This window comes from Kordia sp. (assembly GCF_045105435.1).
Taxonomy (GTDB): Bacteria; Bacteroidota; Bacteroidia; order Flavobacteriales; family Flavobacteriaceae; genus Kordia.
Map to the genome: position 1 here is coordinate 1 of NZ_JBGCDL010000139.1, position 16,299 is coordinate 16,299.

Consider the following 16,299-nt stretch of genomic DNA (forward strand, 5'->3'; position numbering starts at 1 on the left):
GAAACGTCTTTGCGAAAGTTTTAAAAAAACTTGTGGCAATCTGTTCATTTGAAAAACGAATTTCAGTATGTTTACGAACAGATCACTTCAACAAGTTCAGCGCAAGTACTTCGTCATGTTTCCTCGAAATGGCAAATAAAAGAAGTCTAACAATCTAAAAGCGAAGCGGTCTAATGTCTAACAGCGATAGCGATCTAAAAAATTCGTAAATTGATCCAAAAATCAACCATGCGCATTACCAAAACCATCGAAACCATCTTTAATAAGTATTTGCCTTCGCCATTTACCATTGCGGTATTGTTAACGTTGGTGACGATTGTATTGGCAACGTTTTTTACACAGCCAAAAGAGGTAACTACTTTTGATCATTTGGTTAAGGTTTTATCTTTTTGGGAAGATGGAATTTGGAATTCAAGCTTGATGGTTTTTGCCTATCAAATGATGCTGATTCTCGTACTCGGACACGTATTGGTGCTGAGCAAACCGATGAATTCGCTGATTTTAACGCTCACAAAATCGGTCACAAATACTACAAATGCAGTTGTTTTAGTCAGTGTTACGACGATGATTGTCGCATTTTTCAATTGGGGATTGGGTTTAATCTTTGGCGCCATTTTAGCTAGAAAAGTAGGCGAGCGAGCGCAGGAACATAACATTCCAATCAATTATCCGCTCGTTGGCGCAGCAGGTTATGTAGGTTTGATGGTTTGGCATGGCGGAATTAGTGGTTCGGCACCTTCAAAAGTAGCGGAACAAGGACATTTGCATGAGATGATGAATGGCGTTTTGACAGTGGATCAGTTTGGACAAGTTCCAGAAGTCATCACGTCAAGTAGTACGATTTTTAGTTGGTGGAATTTACTTTTATTTGGAATTCTACTCGTCTTAATTCCACTCGTATTAAGTCTTCTCGCGAAAAAAGCAGTGCCGACAAAACTAAATCTACCCAAATATCAATTCAATAAAAAAGATAGCGAAACTGTTGAAGGCGCTGAAAAATTAGATCATTCTTCCGTGGTTGCCATTTCGTTTGGAGTCTTACTTTTAATCGTATTCTTTATTCAATATGCAAAAAATTTAAGTTCGCTTTCAAGCATAAAAATTTCACCCAACATGCTCAATTTTTTCATGTTAGGCTTGGCAATTGTATTGCATGGAAATTTCAAAAGTTTTCTCAATGCGGTAGAAGAAGCCATCAAAGGAACTTCGGGAATTTTAATTCAGTTTCCATTGTATTTTGGAATCATGGGCATTATGAAAAGCTCCGGAATGGTCGGAATGATTTCAGATAGTTTTGTAGCTGTCGCCAACGAAACAACCTTGCCAATTTATACATTTTTTAGCGCAGGATTGGTGAATATTTTTGTGCCAAGTGGTGGCGGACAATGGGCTGTGCAAGGTCCAATCGTAATACAATCGGCAATAGAATTGGGCGTACCATTACCAAAAGCAGTCATGGCGTTGTCTTATGGCGATCAAATTACAAACATGTTGCAGCCATTTTGGGCATTACCACTATTAGGCATCACACGATTAAAAGCGAAAGAAATATTGCCATACACGCTTATTTTAATGTTAGTAGGCATTTTAGTATATGTTTTAGGCTTATTATTGCTATAAAAAAAGTCCCGCAAAACGGGACTTAATATTGTGGTTTTAGGCTTTAGTCTTCATATACTAATTCAAAAAGCAATGATGAAAATAAACGTTTAATTATATTAAGACTAATTACAAATTTGGCAAAAAAATACTAAAAATCAAAGGATTACCATTTCTTTTCTTTAGTGAAACCTCAGAAAACAACAATTAAATGTATCTTTTAACTAACGAAATCGTGTTTCCACCAGTTTCAGAAACTTCATCAGAAGGTGTTTTGGCAATTGGTGGCGATTTAAAACCTGCACGTTTATTATTAGCGTATAAAAGCGGAATTTTTCCTTGGTACAGCGACGACGAACCTATTATTTGGTGGTCGCCAGATCCGCGAATGGTATTGTTTCCAGACGATTTAAAAGTGTCAAAAAGTATGAAGCAATTGCTGCGTCGAGAAACATTTACGGTAACTTATAATACGGCTTTTGAACAAGTAATTCGTGCCTGTGCATTGATTCATCGTCCAGGACAAGGCGACACGTGGATTACCAATGAAATGGAAGAAGCCTATATTGAGTTGTACAAACTTGGACATGTCACTTCCGTGGAAGTTTGGCGCGGCGATAAACTTGTTGGCGGTTTGTATGGCGTAAATTTAGGACATGTTTTCTGTGGTGAAAGCATGTTTGCTTTTGAAAGCAACGCCAGTAAATTTGGATTCATTCACTTAGTACAACGATTAAAAGCAAACGGCTGCCAAATCATCGATTGTCAAATGCATACCAATCATTTAGCGAGTTTAGGTGCGTATGAAGTACCGCGTGAGGTATTTTTGTCGTACTTGTAAAGTTATAGGTAGGCAATCATTTTTGGTTTGAACTTCCAACCGTCACTTCGAGTAGTTTTCAAAAGAAAAACGTATAAAGAAGTGCTTTGAAACAATAATTAAAGTATTGAAATACGAGTTTTTTGTCACGAATTCACGAATGATTATGTGATTACTGTTGCTATTATTCATTCTTTAATTCATCATATCGGAAACAAGTTGTAGTATGATCGTTCACCATTCCTGTAGCTTGCATGTGCGCATATATTACGGTTGAACCAACAAATTTAAAACCACGTTTTTTCAAATCTTTACTCAACTTATCTGAAATTTCAGTAGTTGCAGGCACATCGTTTCTATTCGTAAATGCATTCTGAATCGGTTTTCCATCCGTAAATTCCCAAATATATTTAGAGAAGCTACCAAACTCTTCCTGCACTTTCATAAAAGCGAGTGCATTGCTAATAGTAGCTTTGATTTTTAGCTTATTTCGGATGATTCCAGCATCTTCCAGTAAACTATTGTATTTATCTTCTTCATATTGCGCAATCTTTTTATAGTCAAAATTGTCAAAAGCTTTTCTGAAATTTTCACGCTTCCGCAGAATGGTAATCCAGCTCAAACCTGCTTGAAACGTCTCTAGAATTAAAAATTCAAACAGTTTGTCATCGTCATATACAGGAACGCCCCATTCTTCATCATGATAGGCAACATACAAAGGATCGTTTCCGCACCAAGCACATCTTCTTTTTTCGGTAAAATTCATTTCTTATGATTTTAATTATTTCATGACAAATAGCAGTCAGCATCTCTAAATCGTTTTGTAAATTTACAACGCTTTGCACGAACCACAAAAAAAGCACAAATAGAACGTACGTAAGTTTTGTAGAAAACTACGACTGAATTTGTGTATAAAAAATTTAAGATGATAATGACAGATACACATGTAAAACATAGTATAGAAGAAAGTTTAACGAGAGCAATTTCATATCAAGAATATAGAACTTTAGTGCAAAATTTAGTAGCCGAAGGGAAATCGACAGGAGAATTGCAAACAGAAGCATTGTCTAACTATTCTATGTTAAATGACAAGCGTATGAAACGTTTGGATAAAACCACAAAATTAACTGAAGAAGCTGTTGCGGAAATAAAATCGTATAATGGCGATGTTACATGGTTGGTATTGACCGAGAGCTGGTGTGGTGATGCTGCACAAACAATGCCCGTAATTAATAAAGTAGCAGCATTGAATGACAATATTACAATGAAAGTTGTGTTAAGAGATGAGAATGAAGCTTTGATGAACGAATTTTTAACCAATGGTGGGAAATCCATTCCGAAGTTAATTGCTATTGATAATGCGTCTGGAAATGTTATTGGCGATTGGGGACCAAGACCGACAAAGGCAACACAATTGGTAAATGATTACAAAGCTGCACACGGAAAGTTAACACCAGAATTTAAGCAAGATTTGCAAGTTTGGTATAATAAAGATAAAGGACAAAATACGGTAGCAGATTTATTGAAATTGGTGTAGTTCTTATTCAAAATTAAGAAATTCAAGGATTGAAATATTGAAAGATGTTTTTGATCCTTTTTTTTGTTTTTGAATGTACACTGAGCGAAGTCGAAGTGTAAATCAGAACGTCATTTCGAGTGGATTTGCTGTCACATTGAGCGTAGTCGAAATTGAAAGCAAATTTGTATCGAGAACAGCTTACGATTGTTACAGTTTAAAGTTTTTTCAAAGTAGATTTCGATACAATTTTTCTTCATTCTATTCCGAAAAATCACTCAATCTGACGTATCTCGTAAAGTGAAACTAAGAAAGTAGCAAAATAGAAAATTAGTACACTAAGCGAAATCGAAGTGCACATCTCAATACTAATTCCCAACTCTCAAGCTGTCTCCAAAAAACTCTGGAGTAATAGCATTTTTCACATCAAAGTCACCAATTTTTGTACGACGCAAAGCAGAAAGATGCGCGCCAGAATTCAATGCTTTTCCAAAATCGTACGCTAATGAACGAATGTAAGTTCCTTTGCTACAAACTACTCTAAAATCCACTTCGGGAAGTTCAATTCGGGTAATTTCAAATTCGTGAATAAATACCTTTCGAGAATCAACTTCGATGACTTCACCAGCTCTTGCCAATTTATACATGCGTTGTCCATCTTTTTTCAGAGCAGAAAAAACGGGTGGTACTTGATCAATTTCACCAAAAAAATCTAATCCAGTTTCATAAATTAGTTTTTCAGTAATGTGTGCTGTTGGGAAAGTTTCGTTAATTTCAGTTTCTAAATCGTATGAAGGAGTGGTGTTTCCAAGTGTAAATGTTCCTATATATTCTTTTTCTTGACCTTGAAAACCTGTAATTTTCTTTGTGTCTTTTCCGATACAAATCACTAACAATCCACTAGCTAACGGATCTAAAGTTCCTGCATGTCCAACTTTTAGTTTTCGTAGTTGAAAGCGTGATTTTAATGCTAATTTGACTTTGTTTACGGCTTGAAACGAAGACCAATTTAAAGGTTTATCGATCAATAAAGTTTGTCCGGCAAGGTATTCTTCTAGGGTTTTCATTTATACATACGTTTGATATCCTACGTAGCCAATAGCAATCAATCCGACTACCAAACAATAAATAGAGAAATATGAGAGTTTGCTCTTTTTTACCAAATTAATCATCCAAGTACAGGCAAACAATCCAGCGATAAATGCTGCAATAAATCCTGCTGAAAGTGGAAGTATATCATCACTTTCTAGCGCAAGCTCACCACTAAAAATATCTTTTGCCATTTTTCCAAAAATTAACGGAACAACCATTAAAAATGAAAAACGTGCTGCTTTGGTTTTGTCGTTTCCAAGTAACACAGATGTAGAAATGGTAGCGCCCGAACGCGAAATTCCTGGCAACATTGCAATGGCTTGCGATATACCAATGACAACTGCATTTGAGTAACTTACTTTTTTCTTAGTGTTTTTAGCTTTGTCGGCAAAATAGAGTAGGATTGCAGTAACAATCAACATGCAGCCAACTAAGAGAATGTTTCCATCAAATAGTGCTTCTAGTTGGTCTTCAAAGTAAATACCAACTACTGCGGCAGGAATCATAGAAATGATTACTTTGAGCGCAAATTTTGATTCTTCATTCCATTTGAATTGAAATATACCGTTGAGTAATTCGAGAATGTCTTTTCTAAAAATAACAATGGTACTTAGGGCAGTTGCAAAATGTAAAACAACTGTGAATAGCATATTTTCTTCAACTTCGACACCTAAGATGGCTTTTCCGAGTTCAATATGTCCGCTTGACGAAACAGGTAGAAACTCCGTTAGTCCTTGAATTATACCAAGGATGATTGAATTAATAAGGTCCATGAATTATGAGTCTGAATTCGGATTTAACAATATGGCGTACACTTCTATTGCGAATCCAATAACGATTACCATCGGTGCAATGTGGATTCTACGCATGCTAAAGATAGCTTCGTTAAATACATTTGGATCGTCGCTTCCGCCGCCAGCCATTAGGATAAATCCAAAGGCAATAACAGCCAAGCCGATAAACATAAACTTGTAGTTTTTTCGTCCAAAAATAAACCCTTGTTGTATATGTGGTGTATTTTCTATTGTTGACGAATTATTTTTGGGTGCAGAAATTTTCTCCTGAGTTTTTTGAGGAGTAATTTTTTCTTTTTTGCGGTTACTTTTTGACTTTTTGTTTTTCATGTACGCTCAAGTTTACAAGTGCCGACCGATATCAGTATCCTAAAATAAGCACAGTTAAAACTCGCTGTAAACAACGGTTGTGCCTTTTTCCAATTGTGAAATTTGTGGAATAATTCCATCAGGATTAACGATTGTCCATCGGTTCGGACAGTACAAAGTAACGGTTTTATTTAAAACTTTTGAACTTAATTGCTTTAAATTTATTCCTTTCTCCAAGCCACGATCGATGTAATAGTAATGGCTATCATTTTCCAATCGGATTTGTATATTGTTAGCGTCTCCTTGTGTAACGGAAACTATTTTTCCAGAAATAAGCACACAATCGTCCGATTTAACCGTAGTTACTGGCTTGAACGAATATGCTAAAAATACAACAAGTGCTATGCCTAAAAATATAAATGTGAACCTTCTCATAAGTATAATTTTTAAAAATTAAAATGTCTTAATTCAATCACGTAAATATTTTCATCATAAACTTTGGGTTTGATTTGTTGCTATAAAGATAACTCAAGAAACTCCTAATTATTTTATAATAAAGGGTTAAAGTCTGTTAATGTTTATTCTGTATATCAAAGGATTTACCACTATTTCTGTAAAAAACCGTTATGCATCATTTTCCTTGCTTTATGGATAAAATAACAGGTTTTAAGGAATTTTTTTAAATGTGTATATTTTTTTAGTGTCTCTTTGTTAAAGAATTACTAGCCTAAAAAAGTAATTCTTTAAGTAGTATTAACTTTTAAACCATATTCGTATGAATGTAATGACAGAACAAAACCGCGATAAAGTAACAGAGAAGATAATCCCAATTGAATTGTTAGAACAAGGGAACATCTTCAAACATCTAGTGCCAGCGCCAATAACACCTAAAACAATACGAGTTTCTAAAGATAAAACTGAAGTAAGTATACCTGTTACTTTGTATTTGGAGGCAGAATTTTCAGCTTCATCCATATCACATTGTTTGGAGATCATAGTTTTTGAAGATCCAAACAGTGATAAAGCTAAAGAAATACGAATTGTAAATATTGCGTATGATTATGATGTTAAAGAAAATTCAGTTTATAAACCACATGTTTATAATGTAAAACTTTCAAATTTTGATGTTACTCTGGAAGAAATGCAAGTGACGTTTTTTTTAACAAATGTAGATCCAGAAACTTCAAGAGGAACAACCACTACAGTAAAAAGAGAAATGTAAGATTGTACGTAAATCATATTTTATGATAAAAAAGTAGTGTTTGGCAGAACGCTACTTTTTTTATGTTTAAAATTTAGCTACATTGATGTAAATATTTCCCAATGAAAGTTAAGTATGTACGTATTGTAATTGTCTTTTTATGGATGAGTTCTTCATTGTTGTTTTCGCAAGAAGAAACATTAAGTCCTTTTGAAAAAACGGTGCAAAAAGAAACAGAAAAATTCAATGATTTTCCAGACTTTCACAAAGCAAAAACATTCTTTTTAGCCCATCAATGGGATTCTACCTTAGTGTATACTTCCAAACAACTCATCAGTAAAGAAAATAACATTCAAGTTACAAATTATTGTCACTTTTTTAGAGGGCTCATTTTTAGAAATAAAAGTATACTGAATGAAGCTAAGACCGAACTTTTTAAAATTTCGAAGGACTTTCCATTGTATAATAATGTCAAAATTATTTTAGGCGGAATTGCCTTTGAACAACTTCAGTTTCAAAAAGCAATTCAGTATTATAAAGTTATAGATTCTATAGGAACAGCTAATTTAAAAGGATTAAAAAAAGCAAATATTGAAGAAAATATTGGCTCGTGTTATTTGCATTTAAAACAGTACGATATCGCAAACACTTACTTTCAGCGAAGTATTTCATTGCATGAAAAAAATAAAGATACGCTTGAACTTATTGGAACTTATGGAAATATTGCAAGTTTTTACTATGAACAATATTTAGATGAAAATGCCATACCTTATTATGAAAAAGCATACAAACTTTCTCAAAAAATAGATGATTACGGTTTAAAGCTTGAAGCCGCAAAAAACATGTCGATTGTGGAGAGAAACCGTAAAAATTATGTGTTAGCATTGCAATATACAGATGAAGTCATTAAATATAAAGATGTTTTGAATGATCGCGATCGAAATTGGGCAATTGGAAAGCTCGAAAAAGAACTCGCAGTCAATAAAAAACAGGAAGAAGTAAATGCGTTGGCAATAGAAAACAAATTGAAACAAGCGGAGCGAAATAGATTCATTTACTTAGCGGTCATTCTCATGCTGATTTTAATAGCGGTTATCTATTTTTACAAAGAAAAAGTAAAAACCAATAAAATCATTGTGGCACAAAAAGAAAGTTTGGATGAATTAAATGCCATGAAAGACAAGCTTTTTTCTGTGGTAAGTCACGATTTGCGCTCGTCCGTACATGCTTTAAAAACAAGCAATACAGAATTGTCGGAAAACCTAGAAGCCAAAAATTTTAATGCTTTAGATACCTTACTCAATACAAACAGTGCTATTGTAAATGGCGCGTATAATTTGCTCGATAATTTACTGCATTGGGCATTGTTGCAAACCGAGCAATCGTATTTTGAAATGGAAAACATGCATTTGTTTTTTATTGTGGAACAAACCGCGTACAACTACAAACCTTTACTGCTCGACAAAAAGATTGAGTTTAAAAATAAAGTTTCGGAAGATGAAATTGCTGTGGCGGATCAGGAATCACTGAAAATTATACTAAGAAACTTACTAGACAATGCAATTAAATTTTCAAACCCGAATGATAAAATTACAGTATATACCAGAAATACTTCAGAAAATTACTGTGATTTAGTCATTGAAGATACAGGTATGGGAATGAGTGAAACCACGCGTTTACAACTACTAAACGATTCGGTAACACTTGCCAAAAAAGAAAACAAACACATCATAGGAACCGGATTGGGCATGCAATTATGTAAATCGATGATTCAAAAAAACAAAGGAAAATTTGCCATAGAAAGCGAATTAGGAAAAGGAACAAAAATGATTGTATCTTTACGTAAAAACCTACCTAATGGAGCAAATTAACGTACTTATTGTCGAAGATACACCTGCGCAAAGCACGAAACTTACAAAAGTACTTCAAGAAAATGGATATCATGTGGTCGCAGTAGCAACAACCTTCAAAGAAGCACTGACTTTATTTTATGGAAATGTAAAAATTGATATTGCTATTATTGATATATTTTTAGATGGTGTTCCTGACGGAATTTCCTTTGCCGAAACCATTAACACAGTACCAAATGCATCCAAACCTTTTGTGTTTTTAACGAGTTCTACGGATCGTCAAATATTTCAACGCGCCAAACTCACACAGCCATTTAGCTATTTAATGAAACCTTTCAATGAATTGGAAATTTTATATGCGATTGAAATGGCAGTCGAAAAATTTTACGCACAACAAAATGTATTTCTCAGTAAAAAGGAAAATACGGTGATTACGGACGATCATTTATTCATCAAAAAAGGAAAATCACTTAAAAAAGTAGGACTCTTAGAAATCGTATACATTCAAGTAGAAGAAAAATACTGTAACATCATCACAGAAAAAGAAAAGTTTGTCATTATGATTTCATTGACGAAAATTTCCAGACTATTAAATCCAACGATCTTCACAAAAACACACAGAAACTACATTGTAAATTCTCAAAAAATAGAAGAAATCGTACTTGCTGACAATCTCATCATGCTATCTAGCAATCATCATGTGCCTTTAAGTGAAAAGTACAAAACGATCATTAAAAATTTACATACGTTAAAATAGTAGCTTCGTATAAATTCAACAACAGTTCAAACAAATAAATCTAAAAAAGCTGTTGTAAAAAATCTTCAAAAATCAATATGCCATTTTTTCCGTGCTTCATGGAAAAGAAATCTTGTGCTATGACATTTTTCGCTCTTTGCGAACGGTTCCTGTGTAGTTTTACATCAGAAATAAAAGCTAGCCTATTTCATATTAGTTACGATTGTGAAGTTGTATCACATAAAAAAACAAGGCGGAACCTGAAAAGCCAAAAGAGTAAGGAACCAACCAAAAAAATAAAATCATGTCAAATACAATAGATATTTTAACAGTAGTAGATGCGGTTTCTGTATTAGAAGCAGTAGCAGACAAAAAATTAGGAGGCGCAGGAACAGCCAGCAATCCATATAACTTAGGAGCTAACGGAACATCCGATGCATATATTTATATGATTACCGCAAGTGAGTTTGTAGTAAACAATCAAGCAAAATCAGAATTAACAGTAAAAGCAAATGTAGGTGATACTGTAAGATGGATGGGAACATGTCCAGGAGGCGGAACATCAAGCAATGTCATATTAACAAACTGGCATGCAGGTTCTGGCGAAAACTTGATCAATCCATTATCATTAGATTTAAGTGTTAAATTATACGTAGGAAGTGCTACTGTGCCACCAACAGCAGTAAACTATGAAGATTACTGTTATTCCGGAATGGTTACAGGTTCAGGATCTGTACAATATACAATCACTTTTCAGCTTATAGATGAAAATGGAAACAGTCAAGGATATTTTATCTGGGATCCATTCATCAATATCTCAAACTAAGTTTATCAACTAAACTACCGAGAAACAAAGCTGCTTTATACAAGTGGCTTTGTTTTTTTATAAAATATGTTTGTAATTACATAAAATTAATCAGCAATTTCACCTAACAACTGAAACATTCCTGTCAATTTCATACCAACTTCAAGATTGGTAATACGCATGTTTTTCTTATTCACAAACATATCAATTGTGAAAAAATCTTCAATCTCTTCATTATTAATCAGCTTGATTCTTAGTATATATCCGCTGTGTGCTTCATTATTAAATACGGTTACTTCTTTCATACTTTCTAACTTGCCAATAAAGTCAAAACAACCAAACTCCGCCCATTCTTGTCCTGGCATATACATGCAAAAATCGGGACTAAACTTTGTGCCATCTTCCAAGGTGTCATCTGCTTCCGTATGCGCATCAAGCACATAAATAATGCCGCTGAGTTTCATTTGTAATGTAGTATTGGAAAGATATTTTCCACTAGTAAACGCATAATCGGTTGCATAAAAACGAATGGCAAATGTGTCTCTTCCGCCGCCGTGTACAATGGCTTCTAAATCTTGTATATGTTCACGTTGATCGATCTGTTTTAACGTAACGTCAATTTTTGTAGTTGTTTTTATGCGCGGAAACGCCGAAAGCATGTGCCGATTGTTGCAAATGACGCGTAAATTCATCCAATCAAAATCCAATTGATGCACGCTTACGGTATTCACTTCATGTATCGGTTTATTTTCGGTTTGTGCTAATTCAATAAACTCATACAAAAAGTCGGGTTGCATTGTTTCAAAATATTCAAATCCAAAAATACCTCTCCACAAATCGCCAACACTTCCTGTATTTACAGTCTTAATAGTAACTCCAAATTCATTTTCAACTGTTTTAGCGTTGCTTACAATACGTTCTTGAAAATAATCTTTATCATCTAACAATGGTACATTTAACACTTCTTGAAACTCACTTGCAGTCACATCTGACATTGGTCCCACAGAAAAGCCTTCGTCTTTGTATTGGTACGGAATTCCAACCATGACATCAAAACCTTGATCATTTTTTAAAATAATAGAAATTGCTGTTGGCTGCGTATAACTATCTGCAATGGCATGCTGATTATCATTACTAGAAGTTGAATGGTAAAAAATTGCATACGATTTAATACTTCCTGTATCCATTCTCGTTGCAAACTCCTTTTTCATCGCGGTAATCACTTCTTCGGCAGAAATTGTATAACTCATGTCTTCTGTCGTATACAAATACCCTATAATTTCTCCAGTAGATTTCTCGTATGCAGCAATTGGTGCATAATCTCCATTTGCCATCATATTGACAAATAGCTTGGAATATTCATTATACTTTGAAACTACCTTATATACTGCGGAAGTTTCAGTATTTTTATTTGTGCTAAACTGGTTAGATGAAGTCTCATTTTTACGTTTAAAAAAGTCAAAAATTCCCATATAAATTTAGATAGTATGCTGCATAATTATATTAATTGCAACAATATATCAAAATAATACAGTTTGACTCGTACGTTTATACATTAAATGAAGCCTAATCTTGTTTAGAGTAAAAAGGAACTATTTACTTTTGTTGTTGACTGCGAATGGTTAAAATCATAGCGAAAATCAGTAAAATACTAGAAATAGATCGCATCCAAAAACCACGATCAAAATCATCGGAAGACACAATATTGACAACAATCATAACAACGCTGGCAACAATTAAAATAAGAGGAAGTATGGATTTTTTCATCAAATCAACTAATTAATAATACAACTCATCGGTGCGCAAATTCAAGAAACGCTGTGTTGCAAAATAACTGCTGATTAGCGTAATCAAAATTCCAATCACAAAAATTCCAGCAAACACAATTCCTACATTCGTTAAATCGCTAGTAAGTTTTAACTGTGGCAACGATTTATCGGCATAATACAACGCACCTGCCATGCCAGCCAATGCTAAAATGGTAGCAATAATACCCATTTTTACACTTTTCCAAATAAAAGGCTTGCGAATAAATCCTTTTGTAGCACCAACCATTTGCATGGTTTTAATCGTAAAACGTTTTGCATACACAGAAAGACGAATAGAACTATTAATCAATAACGCAGCTACAAAAGCAAAAAAGATACAGGCGATTAAAATTCCGAAGCCAACACGCTTAATATTTGCATTCAGTTTAGAAACCAAAGGCTTATCAAAAGTCACTTCTTCTACAAAATTCTTTTCGTTAATCTCGGCAGCAATTTCATCCAACTTCGTTCCAGAAACAAATTCTGTTTTCAAATACACATCAAGCGAATTCAACAATGGATTTTCACCCAAATACGCTACAAAATCTTCTCCAATCTCCGCAGTTAAATTGGCTGCGGCAGTATCTTTTGAAACAAAATCGGTCGATTTCGTATACTCCGCCAACGCTAAGGTTTTTTGCAACTGTTTAATCTCTACATCTTTCGCGCTATCTTTCAAATACACGGTCAATGCAATCTGTTCCTTATAATAATCGGCTACATTCTTCGTATTCAAAACCAACAATCCTAAAATTCCAAGTAAAAAAAGTACAAGTGTCGTACTCAATACCACAGAAAAATAAGAAGAAATCAATCGTTTTTTTTGATACTTTTCAAAAGAAGAACTCATAAACAGTGCGTTAATTAGGTAAAATTATAAATTAAATATTATAAATCTTGAATTTTAAAAACAAATGTCGTTTTAAATCAAAACGTAAATCAAAATGAATTCGTATACAATGCGAAGGTTTCTAAGCAATACCAAACAACAAACTGACAAACAAACAAACAAATCCCCAAACCGAAGAATCAACGAATCAACAAATCATCAAATCAACAAAAAGACAAACAAACAAATCAAAAATAAACAAAAAACTACTAAATTTGCCCTTCTTTAAAAGTAATCAACATGAAGTACAATTTCAACGAAATTGAAGCCAAGTGGCAAAAATATTGGGCAGAAAACGGAACATTCCATGCCGAAAATAATTCTGACAAACCAAAATATTACGTGCTCGACATGTTTCCGTATCCATCTGGAGCAGGATTACACGTGGGTCATCCATTAGGCTATATTGCTTCAGATATTTACGCGCGTTACAAGCGTCACAAAGGATTCAACGTATTACATCCGCAAGGATATGATAGTTTCGGATTGCCCGCAGAACAGTATGCAATTCAAACAGGACAGCATCCTGCAATTACCACAAAAACAAATGTGGCGCGTTACCGTGAGCAACTAGACAAAATTGGTTTCTCGTTCGATTGGAGTAGAGAAGTCCGCACCTCAGAACCTGCGTATTACAAATGGACACAATGGATTTTTATTGAATTGTTCAATTCGTGGTATAATATCGAAACGGACAAAGCAGAACATATTGATACGCTAATCGCGAAATTTGAAGCAGACGGAAACGCAACTGTAAAAGCTATCTCTGATGATGATATCGCTGTTTTCGCTTCCGCAGAATGGACACAGTACGATGCTAAAACTAAAGAACAAATACTGCTAAAATACAGACTTACGTATTTGGCGGAAACAGAAGTAAATTGGTGCCCTGGGTTAGGAACCGTATTAGCGAATGATGAAATCGTTAACGGAGTTTCCGAACGTGGCGGACATCCTGTGGTACGTAAAAAAATGACCCAATGGAGCATGCGAATCTCTGCGTATGCACAACGTTTATTGGATGGTTTGAATACAATTGACTGGCCACAACCGCTAAAAGACTCACAAACCAATTGGATTGGTCGTTCGCAAGGAGCAATGGTTTCGTTCAAAGTAGATGGACACGATGCGAATATTGACGTATTTACAACACGACCAGATACAATATACGGTGTAAGTTTTATGACATTAGCGCCAGAACACGATTTAGTAGCAAAAATTACAACGCCTGATCAAAAAGAAGCAGTTGAGACTTATAAAGCAGCAACTTCAAAAAGAAGTGAACGCGAACGTATGGCAGATGTAAAAACCATTTCTGGTGTATTTACAGGTGCGTATGCATTGCATCCGTTTACGGGAGAAAAAGTGCAAATATGGATTGGCGATTACGTATTGGCAAGCTACGGAACAGGCGCAGTCATGGCAGTTCCATGTGGAGATCAACGTGATTATGACTTTGCAAATCACTTCGGATTAGAAATTCCAAACATCTTTGAAAATGTAGATATTTCGGAAGAAGCATGCAGTGAAAAAGAAGGTGTCAAAATTGCAAACTCTGATTTCCTAAACGGATTATCATACAAAAAAGCAATGAAAACCGTGATTTACGAAATGGAAAAGCGCGGTTTCGGAAAAGGAAAAATAAACTATCGTTTGCGCGATGCCGTATTCTCGCGTCAGCGTTATTGGGGCGAACCATTTCCAGTATACTATGTAAACGGAATGCCGCAAATGATTGATGTACAACATTTACCAATTGCATTGCCAGAAGTAGAAAAATATTTGCCAACCGAAACAGGCGAACCACCATTAGGAAACGCTGAGGTTTGGGCTTGGGATACAAATACAAATACAGGTGTAGGTAACGAGCTTTGTCATTCCGCACCTGATGCGGAATCTAAAGACAACGGAATCTATCCACTAGAACTCAACACCATGCCAGGTTGGGCAGGAAGTTCTTGGTATTTCTTCCGTTACATGGAAAAAGCATTGCGCGAAGATGACTTTGCAAGTTCAGCCGCTTTAAAATACTGGGAAAATGTAGATTTATACATTGGTGGAAGCGAGCATGCAACCGGACATTTATTATATGCACGTTTCTGGACAAAATTCTTAAAAGACAGAGGTTTTGTTGGTGTTGAAGAACCGTTTAAAAAGCTCATCAACCAAGGAATGATTTTGGGAACGAGTGCATTGGTATATAGAATTACAGGAACAAATACGTATGTATCTAAAGGTCTAAAAGAAGCACATGAACTAGATGAAATTCGTGTTGATGTAAACATGATTAATACGTCTGATGAATTAGATGTAAATGATTTAAAAGCTTGGCAGCCGCAATTTAAGGATGCAGAATTTATCTTAGAAGATGGTAAATATGTTGTTGGGCGTGAGGTAGAAAAAATGTCGAAACGTTGGTTTAATGTCGTAAATCCAGATGATATCTGTAACGAATACGGAGCAGACAGTCTACGTTTGTTTGAATTGTTCTTAGGACCATTAGAACAAGCAAAGCCATGGAATACCGCAGGAATTTCTGGAGTTTTTGGATTCTTAAAGAGATTGTGGAAACTATATGTTGGAGAAGAAGGTGTTTCAAGAGTTACGGACGCTGCACCAACGAAAGACAACTTGAAAACATTACACAAAACGATCAAAAAGGTTGAAGAAGACATTGAAAACTTCTCATTCAATACATCGGTAAGTACGTTTATGATTTGTGTGAACGAATTAACAGCACAAAAATGCAACAGCAAGGAAATCTTAGAACCATTAACGATTCTAGTTTCACCGTATGCGCCGCATATTGCTGAAGAATTATGGTCACGATTAGGACATGAAGGTTCTATTTCAACAGTGCCATTTCCTGTATTTGAAGAA

Annotated in this window: 16 protein-coding genes; 8 read left to right on the plus strand and 8 right to left on the minus strand. The window is 34.9% G+C overall.

All coding sequences use genetic code 11. The annotated features are described in order from the left end of the window. The first annotated feature begins 228 nt into the window (after positions 1-228). Positions 229-1,620 (plus strand): short-chain fatty acid transporter, encoded by a 1,392-nt coding sequence (locus AB8B65_RS07240; protein ID WP_405300209.1) that lies wholly within the window; start codon positions 229-231, stop codon positions 1,618-1,620. Between the two features lie 190 nt (positions 1,621-1,810). Continuing rightward, a complete protein-coding gene (gene aat, locus AB8B65_RS07245) occupies positions 1,811-2,440 on the plus strand; it encodes a leucyl/phenylalanyl-tRNA--protein transferase (RefSeq protein ID WP_405300210.1) in 630 nt (209 codons plus the stop codon). A 163-nt stretch (positions 2,441-2,603) separates the two neighbouring features. On the opposite strand, the gene AB8B65_RS07250 is transcribed toward aat, so the two are convergent. Continuing rightward, positions 2,604-3,185: a DNA-3-methyladenine glycosylase I gene (locus AB8B65_RS07250; RefSeq protein WP_405300211.1), complete on the minus strand. Its 582-nt coding sequence runs from the start codon at positions 3,183-3,185 to the stop codon at positions 2,604-2,606. 159 nt (positions 3,186-3,344) lie between these two features. On the opposite strand from AB8B65_RS07250, the gene AB8B65_RS07255 reads away from it, so the two are divergent. Then, positions 3,345-3,956, plus strand: coding sequence for a thioredoxin family protein (locus AB8B65_RS07255; RefSeq protein ID WP_405300212.1), 612 nt, complete (start codon positions 3,345-3,347; stop codon positions 3,954-3,956). A 347-nt stretch (positions 3,957-4,303) separates the two neighbouring features. On the opposite strand, the gene truB is transcribed toward AB8B65_RS07255, so the two are convergent. The 4 genes from truB to AB8B65_RS07275 form a co-directional block, all read right to left on the minus strand. Continuing rightward, a complete protein-coding gene (gene truB, locus AB8B65_RS07260; RefSeq protein ID WP_405300213.1) occupies positions 4,304-5,002 on the minus strand; it encodes a tRNA pseudouridine(55) synthase TruB in 699 nt (232 codons plus the stop codon). Next, positions 5,003-5,800 (minus strand): undecaprenyl-diphosphate phosphatase, encoded by a 798-nt coding sequence (locus AB8B65_RS07265; protein WP_405300214.1) that lies wholly within the window; start codon positions 5,798-5,800, stop codon positions 5,003-5,005. 3 nt (positions 5,801-5,803) lie between these two features. Then, the gene (locus AB8B65_RS07270; RefSeq protein ID WP_405300225.1) at positions 5,804-6,052 is read right to left on the minus strand and encodes a DUF3098 domain-containing protein; all 249 of its coding nucleotides are present in this window, start codon (positions 6,050-6,052) and stop codon (positions 5,804-5,806) included. Between the two features lie 153 nt (positions 6,053-6,205). Beyond that, positions 6,206-6,565, minus strand: coding sequence for a hypothetical protein (locus tag AB8B65_RS07275; RefSeq protein WP_405300215.1), 360 nt, complete (start codon positions 6,563-6,565; stop codon positions 6,206-6,208). A gap of 340 nt (positions 6,566-6,905) precedes the next feature. On the opposite strand from AB8B65_RS07275, the gene AB8B65_RS07280 reads away from it, so the two are divergent. The 4 genes from AB8B65_RS07280 (at position 6,906) to AB8B65_RS07295 (ending at position 10,743) form a co-directional block, all read left to right on the plus strand. Continuing rightward, the gene (locus AB8B65_RS07280; RefSeq protein ID WP_405300216.1) at positions 6,906-7,352 is read left to right on the plus strand and encodes a hypothetical protein; all 447 of its coding nucleotides are present in this window, start codon (positions 6,906-6,908) and stop codon (positions 7,350-7,352) included. A 101-nt stretch (positions 7,353-7,453) separates the two neighbouring features. Further along, a complete protein-coding gene (locus tag AB8B65_RS07285) occupies positions 7,454-9,202 on the plus strand; it encodes an ATP-binding protein (RefSeq protein ID WP_405300217.1) in 1,749 nt (582 codons plus the stop codon). Continuing rightward, the gene (locus AB8B65_RS07290) at positions 9,189-9,938 is read left to right on the plus strand and encodes a LytR/AlgR family response regulator transcription factor (RefSeq protein ID WP_405300218.1); all 750 of its coding nucleotides are present in this window, start codon (positions 9,189-9,191) and stop codon (positions 9,936-9,938) included. Before AB8B65_RS07285 ends, AB8B65_RS07290 begins: the two co-directional genes overlap by 14 nt. Before the next feature lie 283 nt (positions 9,939-10,221). Then, complete coding sequence (locus tag AB8B65_RS07295) at positions 10,222-10,743, plus strand: AidA/PixA family protein (protein ID WP_405300219.1); 522 nt, start codon at positions 10,222-10,224, stop codon at positions 10,741-10,743. An 86-nt stretch (positions 10,744-10,829) separates the two neighbouring features. Here the strand turns inward: AB8B65_RS07295 and AB8B65_RS07300 are convergent, their stop codons facing one another. The 3 genes from AB8B65_RS07300 to AB8B65_RS07310 all read right to left on the minus strand — a co-directional run bounded on the left by AB8B65_RS07300 (position 10,830) and on the right by AB8B65_RS07310 (position 13,380). After that, on the minus strand, positions 10,830-12,194 hold the full coding sequence (locus AB8B65_RS07300) for a hypothetical protein (RefSeq protein ID WP_405300220.1): 1,365 nt from the start codon (positions 12,192-12,194) through the stop codon (positions 10,830-10,832). Between the two features lie 124 nt (positions 12,195-12,318). Further along, the gene (locus tag AB8B65_RS07305; protein WP_405300222.1) at positions 12,319-12,489 is read right to left on the minus strand and encodes a hypothetical protein; all 171 of its coding nucleotides are present in this window, start codon (positions 12,487-12,489) and stop codon (positions 12,319-12,321) included. A gap of 12 nt (positions 12,490-12,501) precedes the next feature. Further along, positions 12,502-13,380 carry a cell division protein FtsX gene (locus AB8B65_RS07310; protein WP_405300223.1) on the minus strand — a complete coding sequence of 293 codons (879 nt, stop codon included), beginning with the start codon at positions 13,378-13,380 and terminating at the stop codon, positions 12,502-12,504. A gap of 279 nt (positions 13,381-13,659) precedes the next feature. On the opposite strand from AB8B65_RS07310, the gene leuS reads away from it, so the two are divergent. Then, positions 13,660-16,299, plus strand: a 2,640-nt coding sequence (leuS, locus tag AB8B65_RS07315) for a leucine--tRNA ligase (protein WP_405300224.1), incomplete at its 3' end; no start/stop codon positions are given.

Bases quoted from the DNA above. Each gene is read 5' to 3' on its own strand.
- AB8B65_RS07240 (WP_405300209.1), top strand. From the start codon at position 229: ATGCGCATTACCAAAACCATCGAAACCATCTTTAATAAGTATTTGCCT.
- aat (WP_405300210.1), top strand. From the start codon at position 1,811: ATGTATCTTTTAACTAACGAAATCGTGTTTCCACCAGTTTCAGAAACT.
- AB8B65_RS07250 (WP_405300211.1), bottom strand. From the start codon at position 3,185: ATGAATTTTACCGAAAAAAGAAGATGTGCTTGGTGCGGAAACGATCCT.
- AB8B65_RS07255 (WP_405300212.1), top strand. From the start codon at position 3,345: ATGATAATGACAGATACACATGTAAAACATAGTATAGAAGAAAGTTTA.
- truB (WP_405300213.1), bottom strand. From the start codon at position 5,002: ATGAAAACCCTAGAAGAATACCTTGCCGGACAAACTTTATTGATCGAT.
- AB8B65_RS07265 (WP_405300214.1), bottom strand. From the start codon at position 5,800: ATGGACCTTATTAATTCAATCATCCTTGGTATAATTCAAGGACTAACG.
- AB8B65_RS07275 (WP_405300215.1), bottom strand. From the start codon at position 6,565: ATGAGAAGGTTCACATTTATATTTTTAGGCATAGCACTTGTTGTATTT.
- AB8B65_RS07280 (WP_405300216.1), top strand. From the start codon at position 6,906: ATGAATGTAATGACAGAACAAAACCGCGATAAAGTAACAGAGAAGATA.
- AB8B65_RS07285 (WP_405300217.1), top strand. From the start codon at position 7,454: ATGAAAGTTAAGTATGTACGTATTGTAATTGTCTTTTTATGGATGAGT.
- AB8B65_RS07290 (WP_405300218.1), top strand. From the start codon at position 9,189: ATGGAGCAAATTAACGTACTTATTGTCGAAGATACACCTGCGCAAAGC.
- AB8B65_RS07295 (WP_405300219.1), top strand. From the start codon at position 10,222: ATGTCAAATACAATAGATATTTTAACAGTAGTAGATGCGGTTTCTGTA.
- AB8B65_RS07300 (WP_405300220.1), bottom strand. From the start codon at position 12,194: ATGGGAATTTTTGACTTTTTTAAACGTAAAAATGAGACTTCATCTAAC.
- AB8B65_RS07305 (WP_405300222.1), bottom strand. From the start codon at position 12,489: ATGAAAAAATCCATACTTCCTCTTATTTTAATTGTTGCCAGCGTTGTT.
- AB8B65_RS07310 (WP_405300223.1), bottom strand. From the start codon at position 13,380: ATGAGTTCTTCTTTTGAAAAGTATCAAAAAAAACGATTGATTTCTTCT.